This is a genomic window from Paenibacillus sp. J31R122, assembly GCF_056269185.1.
In genome coordinates, this window is the sequence record NZ_JBWDNM010000001.1 from 673,752 (window position 1) to 694,257 (window position 20,506).

Annotated in this window: 14 protein-coding genes; 13 read left to right on the forward strand and 1 reads right to left on the reverse strand. The window is 45.3% G+C overall.

Going from position 1 to position 20,506, the window contains the following annotated elements; translation table 11 throughout:
* Nucleotides 1–2: 2 nt before the first annotated feature.
* The 13 genes from AC0YN7_RS02615 (at nt 3) to ftsZ (ending at nt 18,318) form a co-directional block, all read left to right on the forward strand.
* Complete coding sequence (locus AC0YN7_RS02615) at nt 3–2,345, forward strand: penicillin-binding transpeptidase domain-containing protein (RefSeq protein WP_475808378.1); 2,343 nt, start codon at nt 3–5, stop codon at nt 2,343–2,345.
* A 116-nt stretch (nt 2,346–2,461) separates the two neighbouring features.
* Nucleotides 2,462–4,402: a stage V sporulation protein D gene (locus AC0YN7_RS02620; protein ID WP_475808379.1), complete on the forward strand. Its 1,941-nt coding sequence runs from the start codon at nt 2,462–2,464 to the stop codon at nt 4,400–4,402.
* Nucleotides 4,403–4,479: 77 nt separating this feature from the next.
* Entirely contained in the window at nt 4,480–5,967 is a 1,488-nt protein-coding gene (locus AC0YN7_RS02625) for a UDP-N-acetylmuramoyl-L-alanyl-D-glutamate--2,6-diaminopimelate ligase (RefSeq protein ID WP_475808380.1), read from the forward strand.
* Nucleotides 5,964–7,379 (forward strand): UDP-N-acetylmuramoyl-tripeptide--D-alanyl-D-alanine ligase, encoded by a 1,416-nt coding sequence (locus tag AC0YN7_RS02630; RefSeq protein ID WP_475808381.1) that lies wholly within the window; start codon nt 5,964–5,966, stop codon nt 7,377–7,379. The genes AC0YN7_RS02625 and AC0YN7_RS02630 overlap by 4 nt, the downstream gene beginning before the upstream one ends.
* A gap of 4 nt (nt 7,380–7,383) precedes the next feature.
* The gene (gene mraY, locus AC0YN7_RS02635; protein WP_475808382.1) at nt 7,384–8,340 is read left to right on the forward strand and encodes a phospho-N-acetylmuramoyl-pentapeptide-transferase; all 957 of its coding nucleotides are present in this window, start codon (nt 7,384–7,386) and stop codon (nt 8,338–8,340) included.
* A gap of 75 nt (nt 8,341–8,415) precedes the next feature.
* Entirely contained in the window at nt 8,416–9,867 is a 1,452-nt protein-coding gene (murD, locus tag AC0YN7_RS02640; RefSeq protein WP_475808383.1) for a UDP-N-acetylmuramoyl-L-alanine--D-glutamate ligase, read from the forward strand.
* Nucleotides 9,868–9,913: 46 nt separating this feature from the next.
* Nucleotides 9,914–11,011 carry a stage V sporulation protein E gene (gene spoVE, locus AC0YN7_RS02645; protein ID WP_475808384.1) on the forward strand — a complete coding sequence of 366 codons (1,098 nt, stop codon included), beginning with the start codon at nt 9,914–9,916 and terminating at the stop codon, nt 11,009–11,011.
* Nucleotides 11,012–11,017: 6 nt separating this feature from the next.
* Complete coding sequence (gene murG / locus AC0YN7_RS02650; RefSeq protein ID WP_475808385.1) at nt 11,018–12,127, forward strand: undecaprenyldiphospho-muramoylpentapeptide beta-N-acetylglucosaminyltransferase; 1,110 nt, start codon at nt 11,018–11,020, stop codon at nt 12,125–12,127.
* 302 nt (nt 12,128–12,429) lie between these two features.
* A complete protein-coding gene (gene murB / locus AC0YN7_RS02655) occupies nt 12,430–13,335 on the forward strand; it encodes a UDP-N-acetylmuramate dehydrogenase (RefSeq protein WP_475808386.1) in 906 nt (301 codons plus the stop codon).
* Between the two features lie 15 nt (nt 13,336–13,350).
* Nucleotides 13,351–14,619, forward strand: a complete 1,269-nt coding sequence (gene murA / locus AC0YN7_RS02660; protein ID WP_475808387.1) for a UDP-N-acetylglucosamine 1-carboxyvinyltransferase — start codon at nt 13,351–13,353, stop codon at nt 14,617–14,619.
* Between the two features lie 215 nt (nt 14,620–14,834).
* On the forward strand, nt 14,835–15,587 hold the full coding sequence (locus tag AC0YN7_RS02665) for a cell division protein FtsQ/DivIB (protein ID WP_475808388.1): 753 nt from the start codon (nt 14,835–14,837) through the stop codon (nt 15,585–15,587).
* 258 nt (nt 15,588–15,845) lie between these two features.
* The gene (ftsA, locus tag AC0YN7_RS02670; RefSeq protein WP_475808389.1) at nt 15,846–17,087 is read left to right on the forward strand and encodes a cell division protein FtsA; all 1,242 of its coding nucleotides are present in this window, start codon (nt 15,846–15,848) and stop codon (nt 17,085–17,087) included.
* 118 nt (nt 17,088–17,205) lie between these two features.
* Nucleotides 17,206–18,318, forward strand: coding sequence for a cell division protein FtsZ (gene ftsZ, locus AC0YN7_RS02675; protein WP_475808390.1), 1,113 nt, complete (start codon nt 17,206–17,208; stop codon nt 18,316–18,318).
* A gap of 881 nt (nt 18,319–19,199) precedes the next feature.
* Here ftsZ and AC0YN7_RS02680 read toward each other — a convergent pair.
* Complete coding sequence (locus AC0YN7_RS02680) at nt 19,200–19,880, reverse strand: DNA-binding response regulator (protein WP_475808391.1); 681 nt, start codon at nt 19,878–19,880, stop codon at nt 19,200–19,202.
* Between the last annotated feature and the right edge of the window lie 626 nt (nt 19,881–20,506).

The following is a 20,506-nucleotide window of genomic DNA, read 5'->3' on the forward strand; positions in this document are numbered from 1 at the left end:
AAATGAAGAAACGAATTAAGTTGCGAACATTGCTGTTTGGAGGGATAATGACCCTCCTTTTTGTTATTTTAATAGGACGAATCTATTATGTTCAGGTGATAGACGGCGCATTTTGGTATGGAAAAGCAAAGGAGCGGTGGTCAGCATCTGAAGTACTTACAGCGAAACGGGGCTCGATTACGGATCGCAATGGCAATATGCTGGCTATGGATGCTATTTCGTACAACGTTTCCGTTAATCCGAAGGCGATACATGAAGCTGATATTGTTGAGGAGGTCGTAAAGGGTCTGCATGATATTTTGAAGATACCTGAGGCTGAGCTTCGCAAGCAAGTGACGATGAAGAAGGAAAACGGAGACTATTACGTGAACCGAGAGCTGAATAAAGGAGGTTTGCATCTTGAGAAGGAGGTTTCTGACCAAATCGTTGAATTTCGGAATGAATTGAAGAAAGATTTGAAAGAGAAGAGTAAGAAGGATGTAACTGATGTAGGTATCTATTTAACCGATTCTTGGAATAGGTATTATCCGAGAAACACACTAGCCTCTCAGGTAGTTGGTTATATAGATAAAGAAGGTGTCGCAAAGACTGGCATTGAAGCTTTTTTTGATGAACAGTTGAGAGGCGAGAATGGTTATATTAAGTATGAGAAAGATGGCAAACGAGTTCAACTGGCGGAAGGCGATGTTGACTTTAAGGCAGTCGAGAATGGACAAGATATTGCCTTGACTATCGATAGTGAAATTCAGCATTACGTCGATGAAGCGTTGAGAGAGGTCGTTGCAAAGTACGCGCCCAAAAGTGCTACGGCTATCGCAGCCGATCCGCAAACAATGGAAATTTTGGCTATGTCAAATATGCCTGAACATAATCCGAACGAATATTGGAAAAACAACGCGAGCTCTTATAACCATGCGATTAAATCGTTGTATGAGCCAGGCTCCACATTTAAGATCGTGACGTTAGCAGCAGCAGTGGAGGAAGGCATCTTTAATCCGAATGATACGTTTAAATCGGGTCAAATTAAACTTCCTGGCGTACCGAAACCGATTCGTGATATTAAACGTGAAGGCTGGGGGAATATCACATATCTCGAAGGCTTAAAGCGTTCCAGCAATGTTGCGTTTGTCAAAATAGGTTATGAAGGTCTTGGAGAGGAAAAGCTGCGTAAATATTTTAATGATTTTGGATTTGGACAAAAGACGGGCATAGAGCTAGGCGGGGAGCTGGCAGGCTCCATTAAATTCAATAACAAAAGTGATGTGGCTAGAGCTCCGATTGGACAAGGCGCTATTACGGTTACACCGATACAGCAGGTGGCCGCCGTAGCAGCGGTTGCCAATGGAGGGAAGCTGCTTCAGCCACAAATTGTGAAGAGCATAACGGATCCGGTAACGAAAACAACAACAAATAGAGAGCCTAAATTAATTCGTCAAGTGATCTCTCCGGAAACTTCACGTTTGACTAGCGAATATTTGGAGCAGGTCGTATCCGATTTGGAGATTGGATCGGGTAAAAATGCTTATATTGACGGCTATCGCGTTGCCGGAAAAACAGGGACAGCACAAAAGGTTGTAAATGGTAAATATTCGGACGACAAATTTGTGGTGTCATTCATCGGCTATGCACCTGTTGATAATCCGAAAATTGTTGTCTATGTCCTTGTAGACGAACCTAATGATCCCTTGAAAGGGGGCGGCGCGGTTGCAGCCCCTGCCTTTAAGGAGATTGTGTTGAAGAGCTTGCGTAAAATGGGCGTACCTCCGAATTTCAAGGCAGATTCGGATTCGACGAAAAAGGAAATTTCGGTTAAAATTCCTAATCTGACAAAGCTTAACGTCCTTGAAGCTAAAACGCAGCTAAAAGAGAAGGCATTCAACTATGAAATTGTCGGTAATGGGAAAACTGTACTGCAGCAAATACCGCCAGCAGGCACTTCTGTTCATCCTACGCAGCGAATTTATTTAATTACGGAGCAACAAGATAAGCTGACTGTACCGGATTTAACCGGCGCTTCACTGCGAGACGCGCTCGAGATCACTTCATTAATTGGCGTTCGTCTTATTACAGAAGGTCAGGGCTATGTTGTCTCGCAGGAGGAAGAAATAGTTAATTACAAGCGAGTATTAAAGGTTAAGCTAGAGCCGCCGGTAGGAGGGAAAGGAGTCGTAGTTCCATCCGAAGCAGACTCAGAAGAAGCTGCAAACGATGGAGAGACTGGTTCTGAATCTGGTTCAAATGATGAAGCTGGAAACGATGTTCAGCAGAATGCCAATCAGGAAGCTGGGTCTAATAATGGATCGAATGAGTCCTCTAGCCCAAATCAAAATGCTTCAGGAGAGTAAGCTGTTAGGAAACGACCATCATTAAAGCTTGTTCTATCCCTCGCTTGTCCCGAATAGGCTGGGAATGAGCGTTATGTGCGCTCCTTCGAAACAGTCAGGCGAAGGGGGAACGAGTGATGAAAGTATCCAATGTAACGGTTAGACGCCGCTTGTTCATTGTGCTTTTACTAGCAGGCTTGTCATTTATAGCTTTGTGTCTCAGGCTAGGCTATGTCCAGTTATGGCAGGGCACAGAATTAGCGGAAAAGGCGGAGAACTCCTGGAGACGTGACATTCCGTACGTCGCGAAGCGAGGAGAGATCATTGATCGAAATGGTGTTAAACTCGCTTACAATGTTAGTTCTCCAACGGTTTGGGCAGTTCCAGCGCAAATTAAGGAGCATCAAGCAACAGCTGCGAAACTTGCTCCATTGCTCGATATGTCTGAGGAAAAAGTGTATAAATTAATAAAAACGAAAAAGATGATCGTGCAGTTGAAGCCGGGCGGGCGGAAGATGAACCTGGAAAAATCGCAGCAGATTCGTGAACTCAATCTATCTGGTATCGTGGTAGCTGAGGATAATAAGCGGTTCTATCCTTTCGGAAGTCTTGCAGCTCATGTTCTCGGTTTTACCGGTATTGAAAATCAAGGCTTAACTGGAATTGAAGCGATGTACAATACCGAGCTGAGCGGGGTAGGCGGAAGTGTCTCCTTTCTAGCGGATGCCGCTGGGCGTCAAATGCCTAATTCTTCCGATACGTATACGGAGCCTAAGGATGGCTTGACTGTTCAATTAACGATAGACAAACAAATCCAGACAGTAATGGAACGCGAGCTTGAACAAGCGATGACGAAGCTGCAAGCGAACAGCATACTTGCGATTGCAATGGATCCGAATTCGGGTGAAATTCTTGGAATGGCTAGCAGACCTACTTATGAGCCGGATAAATACAAGGAGGTATCTTCAGAGGTCTATAATCGCAACCTTCCGATCTGGATGACGTACGAGCCGGGTTCTACCTTCAAGATCATTACTCTCGCAGCGGCCATAGAGGAAAAGAAGGTTGATTTGAAAAATGAGCGGTTTTTCGATCCTGGCGCGATTGAAGTAGGCGGGGCTAGGCTTCGCTGCTGGAAGAAAGGCGGCCATGGCAGCCAAACATTTCTAGAGGTTGTAGAAAACTCTTGCAACCCTGGATTTGTAACGCTTGGTCAGCGCTTAGGAAAAGAAAAGCTGTTTGATTATATTAAAAACTTTGGCTTTGGTGCTAAGACAGGCATTGACATCGGCGGTGAAGCAAACGGAATTTTGTTCAAGCTAAAGCAGGTAGGTCCTGTAGAATTGGCAACAACCGCTTTCGGTCAAGGTGTATCCGTAACGCCGATACAGCAAATTGCGGCTGTGTCCGCTGCTATTAATGGCGGTACCCTCTATAAGCCCCATGTAGCTAAAGCTTGGATTAACCCAGAAACGAAAGCCATTGTAGAGACAATTGAGCCGGAAGCCGTGCGTAAGGTTATTTCGGAAGAAACATCGAAGCAAGTTAGAGAAGCACTTGAGAGTGTCGTTGCCAAAGGGACAGGAAAAAACGCCTTTATCGATGGATATCGGGTAGGTGGGAAGACGGGAACCGCCCAAAAGGTTATTAACGGACGCTACTCAACAAGCGAGCATATCGTTTCATTTATAGGTTTTGCACCGGCGGATGATCCGAAAATCGTCGTTTATGTAGCGGTAGATAATCCGCAAGGCATACAGTTTGGAGGCGTAGTAGCGGCGCCTATCGTTCATAATATTATGGAGGATGCGCTGTCTATTCTCGAAATTCCAGCGCGTGAAAAGCAAATTGAACGCATTTATAAATACGGTGAAATTCCAATCGTAACCGTTCCTAATTTAGTGGGCAAAACAGTATCCGATATTTATGAAGACATGAATATGAATTTTAATCTTACTTCGGCTGGTTCCGGCAAAACGGTTATTAGACAGGCGCCTGCAGCAGGAACGCGTGTTGACCGCGGTTCAACGATCCGTATCTATTTGGGCGACGACGATAATATATCCCACTCACATTGACTATAATGTTAGTTAACGGGAGTGCTAACGGCAGCATATAGTAAAACCGTCGGCGCTTGAGGGAGGAGTTGAAGCGGATGCGTTTAAAGGACATTGCGGCACTGCTAATGACGGCGAGGCTTATTGGCGATGGAGAAACGGAATTGACCGGTATTGAAACGGACTCGCGAGAGATTAGCGAGGGTCAATTATTTATCTGTTTGCGGGGGCACACCTACGATGGCCATCAATTTGCTCCCCAAGCAGCCGCAGGCGGAGCAGCAGCATTCATCACGGAACGAAAGCTTTCTTTGCAAATGCCGCAAGTTATTGTGAAAGATTCTAGGCTTGCCATGTCGATAATTGCTGATTATTATTATAAGCATCCGAGTAGATCGATTAAGCTTATTGGCGTAACTGGAACAAACGGAAAGACAACGATCACTTATTTAATTGAGCAAATCCTTAATGATCATAGTAAATCCACCGGTGTCATTGGCACGATTGAAAGACGGTATGCGGGACGTACCTTTCAAATGTCTGGAACAACTCCTGAGTCTCTTCAATTGCATCGGTATCTTAGTGAAATGCGTGATGCAGGCACAAGCTATTGTGTGATGGAGGTCTCATCCCATGCGCTTGAACAGGGAAGGGTGAAGGGCTGCCGCTTCCGGACGGCTATTTTCACGAATTTAACTCAGGACCATCTCGATTATCACAAAACGATGAGCCGTTACGAAGCAGTTAAGGGATTATTTTTCTCAAGGCTAGGCAACGTTTATTCGAGTGAAGCGGATGAGAGATCTTACGCTATTTTAAATGTGGACGATGCGGCATCTCTGCAATTCGCTCACTTAACCGCGGTAGAGTATATTACCTATGGCGTTGATAACGATGCTGATGTGCGAGCTTCGAACATTTGCATAACAGCTCAGGGGACATCGTTTCATGTCAGCACATTTCGAGGGGAAGCAGACATCGCTTTGCAAATGGCGGGTAAGTTTAACGTGTATAACGCGCTTGCTGCCATCGCTGCTGTTTTAATAGAAGGAATTGAGCTGTCTGCTGTCAAAGCGAGTCTTGAAGCCATTCCAGGCGTCCCAGGACGCGTAGAATCTGTTAATGAAGGACAGAGCTTTGCGGTGATCGTCGATTATGCGCATACGCCTGATGGACTCGATAATGTATTGCGTGCCGTTCAACAGTTTGCTGAGAAAAGGATAATATGTGTATTCGGCTGTGGAGGGGACCGTGACCGGACTAAGCGTCCATTAATGGGACAGATAGCCGCTCGATATGCTGATTATGTGGTTATTACATCCGATAATCCGCGAACAGAAGCACCGGAGCTTATTTTAAAGGACATAGAAGAGGGGCTTACTGGCGGTAATATAGACCCAAGTAAATACGAATTAATTGCGGATCGAAAAGCTGCCATTCAAAAAGCGGTTGAAATGGCAAGCCAAGGAGATGTAGTATTGATTGCGGGGAAAGGTCATGAAACGTATCAGGACATTGACGGAGTCAAGTACCCGTTCGACGACAGAAAAGTTGCGAAAGAAGCGATAAGGGGAATCATACATTGATTAAACGTACGTTAAAACAAGTTGCCGACATGTGCGGCGCCATCTACAAAGGAACTGATAAAGAGCTTCTCATAGCAGGTGTGACAACTGACTCGCGGCGAACAGAAGCGGGTCAGTTATTCGTGCCGCTCGTTGGCGAGCAATTCGACGGACACGCATATTTGGAGCAAGCGATAAATAACGGAGCTGCAGCTGCCTTATGGCAGAAAGGCCGCGAGGTGCCGACAATGGATAAGAGCATACCGCTTCTTATAGTTGGCGATACGCTTGTAGCGCTGCAACGGCTCGCCGCTGCTTACCGCAGCGAGCTTGTTGTTCGCGTAGTCGGCATTACTGGCAGCAATGGCAAGACGACTACAAAGGACATGACAGCAGCTATTCTGGGCACAACCTACCTTGTGCATAAGACGGAAGGGAATTTAAATAATGAAATTGGACTTCCGCTAACCGTCCTGCAGCTAGATGAGGATACAGAGGTTGCGGTACTTGAGATGGGAATGAGCGGCTATGGCGAGATTGAGCTGCTTACTAAGATCGCCCAGCCTGATGCAGCTATAATAACGAATGTTGGTGATGCTCACCTTCTACAATTAGGCTCAAGAGCAGGTATAGCCAAGGCGAAGCTGGAAATAGTTTCGGGACTTGGAGAGGATGGCTTGCTTTTATACAATGGTGATGAGCCGTTGCTAGAGGAGGAGCTTCAACGTTTAGCTATTCCAGCCAGTATTGTCAAGCGAACCTTTGGTTTATCGGAGCACAATGATTGGTCGGCGGCAGAAATCGTCATTGAGCCTGAATCGTCAACCTTCAAAGCAACATTTGAAAATACTTTAAGCGGAATAGGCACCGTTCAAATTCCGGTACCAGGCAAGCACAATGTTAGCAATGCTCTTGCAGCCATTGCGGTCGGCCGCTTTTTCGGTGTTCCAGCTGCCAAAATAATTGAAGGCTTGAGCACGATGAAGCTAACGGGCATGCGGATTGAACCTGTTCGCGCATTTAATGGAGCTATGATATTGAATGATGCTTATAACGCGAATCCGACTGCAGTCAGAGCGGCTATTGATCTTGTCGCTCAGCTGGACGGCTATCGCCGCAAGTGGGTAGTGCTTGGCGATATGCTGGAGCTTGGCCCAGATGAAGAGAAGCTGCATTTTGAAGTGGGTTCCTACATTACTCCTAGCAAAGCAGATGCTGTGCTTACGTATGGTCCTCTATCGAAGCAGATTGCCGCTGGTGCAAGGTCGAGTTTTTCTCAGGAAGATGCAGATAGCGCAGTTCAGCATTTTGACGACAAGGAAAAGCTTGCTGAATGGCTGCGCGGTCAAATTCAGCCCTCAGATATCGTGCTCATCAAAGGCTCACGCGGTTTGCGGATGGAACAGATTGTCCAAGCTTTAGAGGTGGGGTGAGGATATGGACATGATGGTCATTTTATTTTCAATCGGTGCTTCGTTTCTGCTAGCTGTTTTGCTCGGACCATTGTTCATACCGCTGCTTCGGCGTCTGAAGTTTGGTCAGCAAATTCGTCAAGATGGTCCAGAAAGTCATTTGAAAAAAAGCGGTACCCCGACTATGGGCGGTATCATAATTATGATTGCGCTCATGATTGCATTTTTGAAGTTTGCTGATAAAACGCCAGAATTTTGGGTGCTGTTAACTGCATCGCTTGGGTTTGGCTTAGTCGGCTTCTTAGATGATTACATCAAAATTGTATTTAAACGTTCACTAGGTTTAACAGCAGGGCAGAAGCTGTTCGGTCAACTTCTGTTCTCGATTATTGTTTGCGCGTTGCTGTACAATATGAACCATAGCACTGAAATTACAATTCCAGGCACAGCCTTCGGAATAGATCTAGGCTGGTTTTACTACCCATTTGTTGTTATTATCATGTTCGCGGCAAGTAATTCTGTGAACTTTACAGATGGGGTAGACGGCTTGCTGGCAGGAACAAGCGCGATTGCATTTGGTGCTTTTACTATAGTGGCTCTTCAAATGTCCGCTCATGAATCGGCTGTGTTCTCAGCAGCTATGGTAGGAGCGGTGCTTGGTTTTCTAGTATACAACGCACATCCGGCTAAAGTGTTTATGGGGGATATGGGATCGCTTGGCATAGGTGGCGGTATAGCTGCAGTAGCGATTTTAACTAAAACAGAGCTGCTTCTAGTAATTATCGGCGGCGTATTCGTATTAGAAATGCTATCGGTTATTTTACAGGTAGGTTCATTTAAGCTTCGTGGCAAACGTATTTTCAAAATGAGTCCGATTCATCACCATTTTGAGCTGAGCGGCTGGTCAGAATGGAAGGTTGTCTCTGTCTTCTGGCTCGTTGGACTTGTGCTCGCAGCGCTTGGACTTTTTCTTGTCATATAAACTTAGAAATTTATAAGAAAGCGGCTCTCGCTTGGGCGGAGCCGCTTCATGTATCCATAGAAGGGACTGTCATTTATGAACCATCCGACATCTTATCAAAATCAACGAGTTGTCGTACTAGGCTTGGCTAGAAGCGGGGTAAGCGTTGCGAAAGTATTTCACCAGCTAGGTGCGGAAGTTATCGTTAACGATAAAAAGGAACGTGAATTATGCCCCGAAGCGGATGAGTTGACTGCTTTGGGCATTTCTGTGCTATGCGGGTATCACCCGGACGATCTAGTTACCGAAGATACGGCTCTGCTGATAAAAAACCCAGGTATACCTTACACAGCTCCTCCCTTACAGCGAGCGGCTGAGCTTGGTGTAGAAATAATTACGGAGGTGGAAGTGGCTTATTGGCTTTCACCGGCGCCTATTATTGGTATAACCGGATCGAATGGCAAAACGACGACGACGACTTGGATCGGCGAGCTGCTTAGTGAGGCTGGTTTAAAGCCGATTATCGCGGGCAATATCGGTCGTCCGCTGTGTGAAGCGGCACTTGAAGCCGCCGAGGAGCAATGGATCGTTGCGGAGCTTAGCAGCTTTCAGCTAAAAGGAACGAGCTCGTTCCGGCCGCGTATCGCGCTGCTGCTTAATATTGCTGAAACGCATCTCGATTACCATGGTGACATGGACGATTACATTAACTCGAAAGTAAAGCTGTTTGATAATCAGACGGAAGATGATGTAGCGGTTATCAATTGGGATGATCCCGAGTGCAGAGCTTTGTCTGCACTCTTAATAGCTCAACTACTGCCTTTTTCTCTTTATGAACGTTTGGAGCAAGGGGTGTACATCGAGCCTCCTTACAAGCAGGATCAAGACTATTCAGTTGAGCAAGCTGAAAGGGAGATAGCTCCTGTCGATAGACAAATCGTATTTCGGACAGCTAACGGCGCTGAAGTGAATATATTGCCAGTAAACGAATTAGGCATTCCAGGCCGCCACAACACGGCTAACGCGCTTGCCGCGATTGCAGCGGCTCTTGCTGCAGGTGCAGAGCCAGAACAGCTGGTGACGCCTTTGAAGGAGTTTAAAGCAGTAGAGCATAGGCTGGAACTTGTTTGCGAGGTCAATGGCGTCAAGTATTATAATGATTCTAAGGCGACGAATTCCGTTGCAACGATAATTGGGCTTCGTTCATTTGAGGCGCCAATTGTACTTATAGCAGGCGGACTTGATCGTGGTTCGGATTATATGGAGCTGATTCCGTTATTCCGAGATCGGCTAAAAGGGATAGTTACTTTAGGTCAGACACGTGAGAAGCTTGCTCACGTTGCGAAGCTGGCAGGTTTAACGAAGGTGGAAATAGTCGAACCTGTTGAGGACGCCGAGCGAGTTCTTCAGCAAGCGGTGATGCAAGCAGCGGCTATGGCGGAGCCTGGTGACATCGTATTATTGTCGCCGGCATGCGCCAGCTGGGATATGTTTGCTTCTTACGAGCAGCGAGGGAGCATTTTTAAAGATTCGGCGCATACCTTGTAAGTAGGGGGCATGTCCCTACTTTCCCATGCTAAGAGGTGTGTTCGCTATGGTAAAAGCGCGGTCTGCCCCGGATATTTGGATGCTAACTGCAATCGGGTTAATTCTTACGATCGGGCTCATAATGGTGTATAGCGCAAGTGCCGTACTGGCTTTTCATGAGTTCGGCGATCGGTTTTATTTTGTGAAGCGTCAGGTGCTATTTGCAGGACTTGGTGTAGGTGCGTTAATATTTACAATGAATACACCCTATACCATATGGAAGAAGTGGGCGCCTGCTGCCTTGCTAATCTGCTTTGGACTGCTGATACTCGTTCTAATACCGGGTGTGGGCGTTGTTCGAGGAGGTGCGCGCAGTTGGCTTGGCATAAGCTCATTTGGCATTCAACCCTCCGAATTTATGAAGCTGGCGATGATTATATTTTTGTCAAAGTGGCTGTCTGAGAAGCAGCAGACCATTACTTTGTTTACAAAAGGGCTGATGCCGCCGCTTGGACTAGTCGGTCTAGCCTTTGGTCTCATTATGCTGCAGCCAGATCTTGGAACGGGAGCAGTTATGCTCGGCGCTTCTCTGCTGCTAATTTTCACAGCTGGCGCTCGAATGGCTCATTTGGGCGGTTTGGCGCTTGTAGGTGTGGCTGGATTTATTGGACTTATAATAGTTGCGCCATATCGACTCGCTAGAATTACGAACTTTCTTGATCCTTGGGCTGACCCGCTTGGCGGGGGCTATCAAATCATTCAATCCCTTTATGCAATCGGTCCTGGAGGACTAGTAGGGCTTGGTCTTGGGATGAGCCGTCAAAAGTACAGTTATTTGCCGGAGCCGCAAACCGATTTTATTTTCTCTATATTGGCGGAGGAGCTCGGCTTTATTGGCGGGGCTACACTTATTTTATTGTTTTTAATTCTTATATGGCGCGGCGTTCGTGCAGCGATTGCGGCACCCGACACTTTCGGTAGTCTGCTTGCTGTCGGCATTACAGGCATTGTCGGTATTCAGGTACTTATAAATATTGGAGTCGTTATCGGTATGATGCCGGTTACGGGAATTACATTGCCGCTTGTTAGCTACGGCGGTTCATCACTGACGCTGCTATTGACAGCGTTGGGTATTTTACTTAATATATCCCGTTATTCGAGGTGAGGTTTCATGCGTATTGTATTAACCGGCGGTGGAACCGGCGGTCATATTTACCCAGCGCTCGCTGTAGGCGAACATATGAAGCAGGAGAACCGTGACACCCAGCTTCTATACATCGGGACATCGCGCGGTTTAGAAAGCCGAATTGTACCGGAGAAGGGCGTTCCCTTTGAAGCGATAGATATTACAGGCTTTAAGCGCAAGCTTTCTTTCGATAACGTAAAAACGATTATTCGATTTTTGAAAGGCGTACAGCGCTCAAAGCAGCTGCTGCGTCAATTTAAACCTGATGTAGTTGTGGGAACTGGCGGTTATGTATGCGGTCCTGTCGTTTATGCTGCCGCCAAGCTGGGCATTCCTACGTTTATTCATGAGCAAAATGCCATTCCAGGCTTAACCAATAATTTCTTGTCTTCCTATGCAAGTACAATAGGTGTCAGCTTTAAGGAATCGCTGGGCCATTTTCCGAAGGCAAAGCGTACAATATTTACGGGTAATCCTTGTGCCACTAATGTGCTTAATGCTGCTTCTGGCAAAGGATTAGAATCGCTAGGCTTGCCGCCGCGCAGTAAATTCGTGCTAATGGTGGGAGGCAGCCGAGGCGCTAAAGCAATCAATGAAGCAATGATATCAATGGCACCTTTGCTTGCTTGCATGCCAGACGTCTACTTTGTATTCGTAACGGGTGAGAGCTATTTTGAATCTACTTCAACTCGAATATATCAGGCAGTTCCTGCTGGGACAAAACAGCTTAAAGTACTGCCTTATTTGCATAATATGGCCGATGTGCTTGCGGATGCGACAATCGTTGTCAGCCGCTCTGGAGCCTCATCGCTTGCAGAAATGACGGCGCTTGGTTTACCGTCTATTCTTATACCTTCGCCCAATGTTACGAATAACCATCAGGAAGCTAATGCGCGCAGTTTGCTGGAAGCAGGCGCTGCTGAGATGGTGCTGGAGAAAGAGCTCTCAGGAGAAAGTCTGTTAGCGCTTATTCAAGAGGTCGTTCAGGACGAATTGCGAATGAAGCAAATGTGTAAAGCATCCAAGCAATTAGCGGTACCAAATTCTGCCTCTTTAATCGCGGCGGAATTAGAAAAGTTGATCCAGAGAAGATAGGCGAAACATAGGCGACTGTCACACAAAAGTCTATAAGGGCATAAGATACACTATATTCGTGATAGTCGCTCAGAGGGTAGGTTAAAGCAGCTGAAGAGTCCTTTTGAAGGAGAAATTTGCTTTCGAAAATGAGACAGCGAATCGAATTGCGATATCAGCTATGACAGAAAAAGGCATGCTTACGAAGTAGGTTTTGCTACACAAAACCAAAGCGAAGCTTACGAAGCTAGTTTTGCTACGCAAAACCAAAGCGAATGCTTACGAAGTAGTTTTGCTACGCAAAACTTAAAGGAGGTTCACTAATGAAATCATTTAAAGCGGAATTGGAGCAAGCCGATATCGGCGAAATCCTGTACAATGAACCGCTCTCGAACTATACAACATGGAAAATCGGCGGTCCTGCCGATATATTAATCCTCCCTCGTGGCAAAGAAGAGCTAGTGTCTGCAGTTCGTCTGATGTATAAGCATCAGATAGCTTGGACCAATCTCGGCCGAGGCTCGAATATGCTGGTGAGTGATAAAGGGATTCGCGGTGTTGTGATTAAACCGCACAACGGGTTAGATTTCGTGCGATTCGAAGGCTCGCTTGTTACTGCAGGCGCTGCTTATTCGTTTATTAAGCTATCTGTTATGTCGGGCAAAGAAGGACTTACCGGTTTGGAATTCGCAGGGGGAATTCCAGGTACGGTAGGCGGAGCCGTCTATATGAATGCTGGCGCGCACGGGTCGGATATATCACGTATTTTTAAATCAGCTGAAATTGTGCTGGAGACAGGGGAATTGGTTCGTTACGAACATGGCGACATGGATTTCTATTACCGTCACTCCATTCTGCATGAGTTAAAGGGCATTGTACTGGAAGCTACCTTTGAGCTTGCAGAAGGTGATCGGAAGGAAATTGCAGCAGCGATGGCCTCGTACAAAGAGAGAAGGCTGCGGACGCAACCTCTGCAGATGGCTTGTGCAGGAAGTGTATTCCGTAATCCTCCTAATGATTTCGCAGCTCGACTCATTCAAGAAGCGGGATTAAAAGGGGAGCGCCTCGGTGGTGCGCAGGTCTCTGAACAACATGCCAATTTCATTGTTAATACCGGGCAAGCGACAGCTGAAGAAGTTCTCGCCCTCATGACAAACATTCAGAGTACGATTCAGGATCGCTACGGGATTCTGTTGGTGCCGGAAGTATTGGTAGTGGGTGAGCGGTAATTCGGAGGTGATACATTGGACAAATTGGTGATTGAAGGCGGGAAACCTCTCTCAGGAACCATAGTTATCCAAGGAGCGAAAAATGCCGCTTTGCCGATATTGGCAGCCAGTTTATTGGCTGATGGCACTACTACAATTGATCATGTGCCAGAATTGCTTGATATCGACGTCATGCTGAACATTTTGCGCGAATTAGGATGCCGCGCCGAGCATTCGGGAGGTACAGTTGTGCTGGATACGGAAACGGCACATACGCCCCATGTTCCGGAATCGTTAATGAGACAGATGCGCTCTTCTATTTTTTTAATGGGCCCGTTGCTCGCGAGGTTTGGTGAAGTACAGGTTTACCAGCCAGGCGGTTGTGCGATCGGCGAACGAAAGATTGATCTTCATTTGCAAGGGCTTCAGGCGCTAGGTGCAGAGATTGAAGAAATGGGTAATCAAATTATTTGCCGAGCCGAAAAACTGAGAGGCGCCGATATTCATCTGAGCTTCCCTAGTGTTGGCGCAACGGAAAATATTATGATGGCCGCTGCTCTTGCTGAAGGCCGTACGACAATCAGCAATGCGGCACGAGAGCCGGAAATTCAAGATTTGCAACATTTTCTAAATGCGATGGGCGCAAAAATCATGGGCGCCGGAACAGACACCATTACGATAGATGGGGTACAGTCACTTACATCATGTCGATATAGAGTTATTCCGGATCGTATCGTGACGGGGACAATTATGGTGGCGGCTGCCGCAACACGCGGTCAGGTAACGCTTCTTAATACACAACCCACTCACTTATCCTCCCTTATTCATGTTCTGCGACGTGCAGGTGTTCAAATTGTCGTCGACGGTGATATAATTAAAGTCGGCAGTGCATCCAGATGCAAGGCTGTCGAGAGAATTGTAACTTCTCCTTATCCTGCATTTCCTACGGATATGCAGTCTCAGGTTATGGTTTTGCTAGCACTCGCAGACGGTGTGAGCATATTGAAAGAAACGATCTTTGAAGGCCGCTTAAAGCATGTCGATGAATTGTCTCGAATGGGTGCCGACATTCGTGTAGATATGAACGCCGCGTTTATTAGAGGAGTGCCTCGTCTTTATGGAGCGACGGTGGAAGCAACCGATTTGCGCGCAGGTGCAGCGCTGGTTATTGCAGGCTTAGCCGCGCAAGGCAGAACAGTAGTGGAACAAATCCATCACATTGATAGAGGTTATGACAGAATCGAGACGATGCTGTCAAGGCTGGGAGCACGTATATCACGTTATTCCCCCGTTCCTAATAATTAATAATATGCGCAAGAGCAGCAAGTTAGAAACTGCCGATCCCCGCCTTATCAAAATAGTTTAAGGCAAAGCTCTAAGCGGGATCGGAAGTTTCTCATGAAATATAAGAAGGTACACGCAAAACAAGGATAAGATGCTTATATTTCACTGTGAAACGGCAGCTTCCCCAACAAATGGGCCGAAGTTAGCCGTTTACGCTTGGAAAGAAGGGACAAGCTATGAGCGGGCAGATGCCTGTACTGAAGGAACCTACTCCAAAACGCAAAGGCAACAAGAAGCTGCTCGCCATTCTCTTTTTATTATTTATTTCGTTGCTTGCTGTTTTGTTTTTTAATTCATCTATCAGTAAAATAGCTGAAATTCAGATTGATGGAAATCGGTTTGCTACTCAAAAGGAGATAGGACAGGCGGCGGCAGTTTTAGTGGGAGACGCTTTTTTTCGAACATCAACTGAAACTATTGAAACGCGAATTCGCACTCTACCTCAGATTAATGAAGCAACCGTAGTGAAAGTATTCCCTGGGATCATTAAAATAACGGTCAAAGAGTATCCGGCTGTAGCCTTCGAGTTGTCAGATCAAGGGGAAATGACCGCTCTTTTGTCGAACGGATCGAACGTTGATGCGAGCAATGATGAGCTGTTACTAGTGGATAAGCCTGTGCTTTCGGGTTGGTCGGACAAGGATCCGGTTAAAGCGGAACTTACAAAGCAGCTAGGCAAAATTTCAGCAAAGCAATTATCTGATCTATCTGAAATTATTCCGTTTCCTTCGTCCGCTTATCCAGACCGGATTAAAGTGTTTACGCGTACGAGATTCGAAGTGATAACCGCTGTATCCGTCTTGGGTGAGAAAATCGAAGCTTTAAACGCTGTCATCGAAACGCAAGAGCCTGGTAGAATCACGATGCTTCTTGCGGACACGTACGAACCTTTTAACAAAGAGGATCCAGAAAATATCGATACTGAGTAAAAAATAGACTACTCAATAGCATGAAAGAATGGTAGAATTTTAATTACAACATTTAAGCTCGATGAACTTGGATAACATTAGGAAATACTGACTTCGCTAGGGGCGAAGCTCAATTGTAAATGAAAATTGTGAAAAACTTGTTGAAAAAAGAGGGAAAATATTAAGAGCGTTGAATATGTAGAAAGACCTTTAGAAAAAGCAATCATTATTATTGTAAAATGAAAAAATAATTTTTATTTGAAACGGAGGTGCCGCGAGTTGAGCAGCAACGACATCATCGTCAGTTTGGACATCGGTACATCCAAGGTTCGTGCTATTATTGGTGAAATGAATAATGGATCCATTAATATTATTGGAGTTGGATCTGCCGACTCGGAGGGTATTCGCAAAGGAGCAATTGTAGATATTGACCAGACTGTCCAGTCGATTCGTAATGCGGTAGAGCATGCGGAGCGTATGGTAGGCATTCAAATATCAGACGTATACGTGGGAATTCAAGGCAATCATATTGCTTTGCAAACCAATCGTGGCGTTGTTGCAGTATCCAACGAGGATCGTGAAATTGGCGAGGAAGATATTGAACGAGTACTTCAAGCGGCTAAAGTTGTCGCACTCCCGCCGGAGCGTGAGATTATTAATTTGGTTCCAAAACAATACTTAGTTGACGGTTTGGAAGGGATTTCTGATCCGCGCGGTATGATAGGGGTTCGTCTTGAGGTTGAAGCGACAATCGTTACAGGAACGAAAACTGCGATACATAATTTAATGCGTTGTGTTGAGAAAGCGGGACTTCGTATATCAGGCGTTATTTTGTTATCGCTAGCTTCTGGAGTTATGGCGCTGACTAAGGATGAGAAAATGATGGGAACTGTACTGACGGATATCGGTGCTGGTTCTTGTACGATTGCGATTTATGATCAAGGCGGATTGGTTGCAACATCAACCTTGCCAATCGGTGGAGAATACGTAACGAACGATATTGCATACGGCTTGCGTACGCAAAGTGATCAAGCAGAGAAAATTAAACTCAAATATGGCTGCTCCAATGTGAATGATTCCGCTGAGGACGTGAAGTTCAAGATTGTTCGCATGGGCAGTAATGTGGAGAAAGAATTTTCTCAGTCAGACCTAGCGAGTATTATTGAACCTCGTATGCAAGAAATTTTTCACTTAGTTCGTGAAGAGGTTCGCAAACTAGGGTATGGAGATAAAGTAAACGGCTATGTGCTTACAGGAGGCGCGGTATCGATGCCAGGAACGCTGGCATTGGCACAATCCGAACTGGAATCATCTGTCCGAATCGCACTTCCTGATTATATCGGAGTAAGAGATCCGGCATTTAGCAGTGGAGTAGGCATGATTCAATATGTGTCGAAATATATGGGAGTTCGTGGATCCGGAACAGTGAAGAAACCAGCAAGCCGCAAAGCGGGTCCAGCAACTTCATCCAAACCCGGTATGTTCGAACGATTAAAAAATATGTTTAACGAGTTTATTTGAAAATATAAGATACTATAAGTTTCATTTTTTATACGATGCTTATATTTCAACGCGGAACGTTGATGCGCCGCCTCAGGGCGGTGTTAGTCGTTTACGCTTGACTGGGGGAAAATGAAGGATGTTGGAATTCGATTTTGATCTTGAGCAGCTTGCTCAAATAAAAGTAATCGGTGTTGGCGGAGGCGGCAGTAATGCAGTTAACCGTATGATAGAATTCGGCGTTAAGGGTATAGAGTTTATTACCGTTAACACCGATGCTCAAGCGCTTCATTTGGCTAAATCGGAGCATAAGCTGCAAATCGGCGATAAGCTCACACGCGGTCTAGGTGCAGGAGCAAACCCAGATGTAGGAAACAAAGCAGCTGAGGAATCTCGTGAAATCATTATGAACCAGCTTAAAGGTTCAGACATGGTGTTCGTAACTGCTGGTATGGGTGGCGGAACGGGTACCGGTGCAGCACCTGTAATCGCAGAAATAGCACGTGAGTGCGGAGCGTTAACAGTAGGTGTTGTAACACGACCATTTACATTTGAAGGTCGTAAACGTTCAGGTCAAGCTGAGCTCGGTATTGAAGCTCTGAAAGAAAAAGTAGATACGCTAATTGTTATTCCGAATGATCGATTGCTAGAAATTGTTGACAAGAAAACACCAATGCTCGAAGCTTTCCGCGAAGCTGATAACGTATTGCGTCAAGCTGTACAAGGTATCTCCGATCTGATTCAAGTACCTGGACTTATTAACCTTGACTTTGCAGACGTGAAAACAATCATGACTGAACGAGGCTCAGCTCTAATGGGTATCGGTATTGCAACTGGCGAGAATCGTGCAGCTGAAGCTGCCAAGAAAGCAATTATGAGCCCGCTCCTAGAAACATCAATTGATGGAGCTCGGGGCGTTATTATGAATATTACTGGCGGCAGCAACTTGTCGCTATATGAAGTGAATGAAGCGGCTGAAATTGTAATTTCGGCATCCGATCCGGATGTAAATATGATTTTCGGCGCAATCATTGACGAAGATCTAAAGGATGAAATCAAAGTTACCGTTATAGCAACAGGCTTTGAGCAAAAGGCGCCTGCACCTGTACGTCGTGCTCCGCAAGCTGAGACGGCACCTGAAGCTCGTCAAACGAGTAATGCCTCGACTGTTAAGCCTTTTGGAGCTAATACATCAAGCGATCAGCTTGAGATTCCTGCATTCCTGCGCAACCGCCCGCGGAGTGATCGTTAATACATTTGGAAACCGCTGCACCAGCTTAACCGGTGCGGCGGTTTTTTTATGTAGATTTGTTGTATGTGAGGCTGTTCACTACATGACTGGCTTAAACTGCGCTGTCCTCTACGCTCTGTAGGGGAACTAGTATATCATCAAGAAAATTGGCGATTACTGCCTGCATTCACGTAAATCGAAAATGCAGGATGCTTACTCCCTTCAAGTGGAAGGGAAGGAGAAAGGGGAGGAATAAGCGCTAAAGCGTGAAAAGCACCTTTACAGAACGAGGTTGCCCGCTAGGATGATGCGTGCGGAGATGGAGTACGGCAGGCATGAATAAGTAAATATGAATGCACGAAAACACGAAAACACGAAAACACGAAAACACAAAAACACTACGGCACGACAATCGAACAGAAATGCTTGCTATTATGTTGACATAGAAAGTAGAAAACTGTAAGCCTGAAAAGTGTGTTACATATCCGAGTATGAATACTGGGTGAAGGTAACAGAGTGCTATGAGCACGAAGAAGTAGAACGGAAACACTAAAATTAGCTATTGAACGGAAAGGCTTACGATGATGGAGAGACAAAAAAACTTAAGCACGAAAATCTAGCTTACAGCTTACAAATTTAATGATTTTTTGGCCATAAGCACGAAAACCATGCTTACAGAACGGAAATGTCCACAGAGAAGCAGAAAAAGCGAGCTGTAAGCGCAAAAAGCATGCTTACAGTCTAAATCTGAGGTGAGTTGCTATCTGTAAGGCCAAAAATTGATCTTAAGCGTGGCGACTGCCTACTAACGAGGCAGGTAATGAGAGTTGTGGGTATTTGCAAGTGCTGAAATTAGAATATTGACTCGAAAGTTACGTAATCACAAGCCGAAAAAATGTATACTATATTTGTAATCTTTTTTTATTCAAATAGTCCATATTGACCTTATAGCATCGTATTCTTTGGTTTCCATCACCAGCAGGCAAAAGACTATTTTTTTGCCTCATACGATGAAGATGATTCTGCGCTCGATTTGTGCTTATTTGAAGAAACTCACTTACATCGGATGGGCGAATGTGATGATGCAACCTCATTGCTAGCCGAATGATTTCTAGTTCTAAAATATCATCTAGACTAGTTTGTTCAGAATGGCCAACTATCCACGACCCCATAAATTGTTGGAGTAATTGTTGGCAGAACCGAGGTTTTTCATTTATATCGTCATATGAGAAACGTAATATTTTCCAGCCGTCTAACACTAGGTGGTTTTGTCTTATTAACGCATCAGAAAATTGCCACCTCGTTATGTTGGCTGCGTGTGAACTAAATCCGTCAATTTCGATAGCAAGCGATAGTGGATAATGTATGTAAGCAAAATCTAAATAGCGAGATCCATCTCGAAAATCAGCTATTTCATACTCAGGATGTAAGTACTCAAAGTGTTTGAAAGCTGGATACCAGACGTTTTCTAAAAACTTCTTTTCAGCATGGCCATGTCCAGTTTCTAGCCTACCTTTCCTTTCTCCCCTTGGATTCTTAATATGCTTCTCCATCCACTTCGAATAAGCTAATTCAAAAGTCATAACCTCTCAACCTCCCTAAAATAAAAAACCGCTCTCAAGGGCAATGGTTAATTCCCCTGAAAGCGGTGTTCTACACGGCTCAATTGCTATGTTTTATTCTTCAAATCATACTACGTATCATCAACTACAACAACCTAAAAAATGAAGTTTAAGTAGCAAGTTTGTGCAGTAGAAAATGGTGAACAAGTGGTCTAATATAGCTTGCAGTAAGTCATGTCGAAGTAGCATGTAATAGTGTGTAGGTTAAAGCAGTGGGAAAGTATCGTGTAATGTTTGTTAGGGTAGGTAGCAGCATGTCACTAAGTTAACAGAGAAAGACTTGAGCAATCATTAATAACTATTTAGTAATTGATTGATTTCTTATAGAACACTGCTTAAGCGCATGAAAGACAGCTCGAAAAAGATAGTCAAACTAGATAGTCAAACTAGTTGGCATTACAAGTCACTATCTAGCGCCGAAAATATTGTGAGCATGATAGAAACCTATGTAATGATAGGCAAGTCTATGTTTTGCTTCACTGCTTCATAATAGGTGAGGGCTTCATAGCATCGACATTTTTTACAGCTGTAAATGTACTTGGACATACTTGATAATCATGACTTTGCACCTAAAGCAGAACGATAGA